The organism is Bordetella pseudohinzii (assembly GCF_000657795.2).
Classification (GTDB): domain Bacteria; phylum Pseudomonadota; class Gammaproteobacteria; order Burkholderiales; family Burkholderiaceae_B; genus Bordetella; species Bordetella pseudohinzii.
Genome location: NZ_JHEP02000048.1, coordinates 1 through 623, shown reverse-complemented (window position 1 = coordinate 623; position 623 = coordinate 1). Strand labels below are relative to the sequence as shown.

Annotated in this window: 1 protein-coding gene; it reads right to left on the bottom strand. The window is 68.9% G+C overall.

What is annotated here, in order from left to right; genetic code table 11:
• On the bottom strand, window positions 1–623 hold a 623-nt coding region (locus L540_RS21175), incomplete at both ends, for a methyl-accepting chemotaxis protein (RefSeq protein ID WP_048026781.1).

Here is a 623-nt window from a genome sequence, read left to right as displayed (position 1 = left end):
GCCGCGGCCGCTTCTTCGACCAGGGCGGCGTTCTGCTGCGTGACCTCGTCCATCTGCGCGACCGCGCGGTTGACCTGCTCGATGCCGCTGGACTGCTCTTCGGAGGCCGCCGAGATCTCGCCCATGATGTCGGTCACGCGCTTGACCGAGGCCACGATCTCCTGCATCGTCGCCCCGGCCCGCTCCACCTGCTGCGAGCCCGCCGCGACCTTGCCCACCGAGTCCTCGATCAGCGTCTTGATCTCCTTGGCCGCCTGGGCGCTGCGCTGCGCCAGCGAACGCACTTCGCCCGCCACCACCGCAAAACCCTTGCCCTGCTCGCCGGCCCGCGCGGCTTCCACCGCCGCGTTCAGCGCCAGGATGTTGGTCTGGAAGGCGATCCCGTCGATGACCGACACAATCTCCGAGATCTTGCGCGAGCTGGCCGATATCCCCTCCATGGTCTGCACCACTTCCGAGACCGCCGAGCCGCCCCGCTCGGCCACATCCGAGGCGCTGGCCGCCAGCTGATTGGCCTGGCGGGCATTGTCCGCGTTCTGCTTGACCGTGGAGGCCAGCTCTTCCATCGACGCGGCCGTCTCTTCCAGCGAGGCGGCCTGCTCTTCGGTGCGGCTGGACAGATC